The 2,478-nt window shown below is 37.0% G+C and carries 3 protein-coding genes; 2 read left to right on the forward strand and 1 reads right to left on the reverse strand.

What is annotated here, in order from left to right:
• On the forward strand, positions 1-182 hold a 182-nt coding region (locus tag E1171_RS24150), incomplete at its 5' end, for a hypothetical protein (RefSeq protein WP_222931355.1).
• A gap of 133 nt (positions 183-315) precedes the next feature.
• On the opposite strand, the gene E1171_RS02880 is transcribed toward E1171_RS24150, so the two are convergent.
• Positions 316-708 carry a hypothetical protein gene (locus tag E1171_RS02880; RefSeq protein WP_155203899.1) on the reverse strand — a complete coding sequence of 131 codons (393 nt, stop codon included), beginning with the start codon at positions 706-708 and terminating at the stop codon, positions 316-318.
• Positions 709-835: 127 nt separating this feature from the next.
• Between E1171_RS02880 and E1171_RS02885 the strand changes: the two genes are divergently transcribed.
• Positions 836-2,290 (forward strand): tyrosine-type recombinase/integrase, encoded by a 1,455-nt coding sequence (locus tag E1171_RS02885; protein WP_222931356.1) that lies wholly within the window; start codon positions 836-838, stop codon positions 2,288-2,290.
• The last annotated feature ends 188 nt before the right edge of the window (positions 2,291-2,478 follow it).

The raw sequence follows: 2,478 nt of genomic DNA on the forward strand, positions 1-2,478 counted from the left end.
GTGAGGCTGTGGCTATAAGAGCAGCTTATGTTAATATAGCTTTGGTTAGGTGTTGGGGTTTTGCCATGCAGGAAGGTGGGCAAAGGCTGGTGAGTGAAGGGACTGGGCTGGCTTGGCTCCTGGGAGGTGTTGCTCTTAGCTGCACTTTGGAAAGCAGGGTGGGTTTTGTGGGGTGTAGATGAGTGCATAAACCGGACAGGTGCCAATGGGCTTGGGGTAGCATTGGGCGGTTCCGGCTCCAAGTAGGCACAATTCAAATATGATCCCAAGACTCAATCATTTCCCATTGACAATATAAAATGAGCAAGCTCTAATTTATGGGTAGGGAGACCAAAATTTCTCTTCCATATAAGGCTGATAATTTACAATTAAACATTTTTCATTGGAAATGACCATAATACCATAATCAAAACAAAGGTAATAGGGGTTTGAACTTTGAGGTTTATAAACATGGGTAAAGTAGCGGAAATCATATCCTAAATCGGAAAGGGTTGATCTGCGAATGGTAGTTTTTCCATTGGGGCTAAAATATTTGAGTAGTTTTCTGTTTTTCTTTAGGATCTTAATAATTTTTTGGATTTCCACGTCTTTGTTTGGGTGTAATTGATTGTGGTGAGCAGTACGGCAGGCTGTGGAGCAGAACTTCCTGTCTGCCCTGCCTACTAAGGGCCTATTGCAGTGCATGCAGGTTCTTTGGAGGTGACTCATGATTTGAGAATACTCATTAAGTGCTATGATAAACGTTTATAAACGAATATACACGTTTATCATAACATTTAGGGGTGAAATGATCCCTATTTTGTACAGAGTTTTAAAAAGGGAGTACCTGCAATAAATGAAGAAGGAGATCTATTTAAATAAAGCTGTTCACCAAGGAAAGGAATTTGTGAAACTTTACTTTAAAAAGAACTTAAAAGTAGAAAGATATTTTAAAGGAATTTCCTGGATTAAATTCAGTAAAACTTACAATTGTTATTGCATTCCAAATAGACCTACATTTATTGAGGCGTTAAGAAAGGTTTTACCGGCGGAGATCAACATCAATAGTTATTATTTGAATAGGGAAAAAGAGGCACAGCAGCTCCTTCCATTAAAAAGGGATCCCCTTAAAAGAGAAAAGGAGGAAATGGCACCTCCTAATAGAGAATTGTATAGTAAAAGAAGAACCCTTATCTCTTTTCATCCTTTTAAAGAAAAGAAAATTGATAGTATTCGGATTTCTTTCCAGTATGATCCGGCCGTTTATGAAATATTAAAAGCAGCAGTTTACATTCGTTGGTTAAAAGATCAGCAGCTGTGGCTAATGCCTGCCAAATTAGGTTTATTGGAAGACTTGTTGAAAAAACTGATTCCTGTAGGGAAGGTGGCTTTGAGTAGATTATTGGTTATTAAAGATTTAAAAATAAAGCAATTGTTATTGGAACAAGGTTGGCAACAAAAAAATTGGCGGTCTTGTCCTGTCACTTACCTTGAAAAATTGGTTCTTATGGACTATAGTGAACAAACGCTGCGGACCTATTATGGACTCATGGGAAATTTTATCAATGCATTTCGGGAAAAAACCATGGAAGAGATTAATGCTTTTTCCAAAGAAGAAATAAATCAATACCATTGCAACCTCATGCAAGAAAAACATGCTTCTTTAGTCCAACTAAACCAATCGGTTAATGCCGTAAAGTTCTATTATGAACAGGTTTTGGGAAAAGAAAAGCAGCAATATGAACTAATTCGACCAAAGAAGGAGAAAAAATTACCGCAGGTGTTGAGTATAGAGGAAACCGCTTCATTATTAAAAGGAGTGGGAAACCTTAAACATCAATGTATACTTTACCTGATTTATTCGGCAGGATTGAGAATTAGTGAAGTTTGTAAATTAAAGATCAGTGATATTCAATCCGACAGGCAGCAACTTTTTATTAGAGGAGGAAAGGGAAAAAAGGATCGGCAAAGCCTGCTCTCTCAAAAGGCATTGGCGCTCTTAAGAACCTACTATAAACAGTATCACCCAAAGACGTATTTGTTTGAAGGGCAGTTTGGCGGAGCCTATAGTGTGAGTAGTGTTCAAAAGATTTTTCATCGGGCCAAAGCCTTAGCTAACATAAAAAAAATAGTAACTGTACATAGTTTAAGGCATAGTTTTGCTACCCATCTTTTGGAGCAAGGGACTGATTTGAGATATATACAAGCTCTTTTAGGACATAACTCAAGTAAAACTACCGAGATATATACACATATTACCACCAAAGGAATAGAAAAAATTAAAAGTCCATTAGACAATTTGGATATATAAAAAAGAAAGTGAAACTTAGGCTGCTTAGGTGGCTATATGCACCCCCTTTTATGTTAAATAAAAGAAAAGGTCTGCTCCTGTTTTTTAGCATGGGATATTAAGGAAAAGCAACCGAAGCTATTGGCGAAATAAAAGGAATAAGGTAAGTATATACAGTAGTTACATACAATTACCGATATCAGAGTAAC

Origin of the sequence: Xanthovirga aplysinae, from assembly GCF_009711365.1 — a bacterium.
Classification (GTDB): domain Bacteria; phylum Bacteroidota; class Bacteroidia; order Cytophagales; family Cyclobacteriaceae; genus Xanthovirga; species Xanthovirga aplysinae.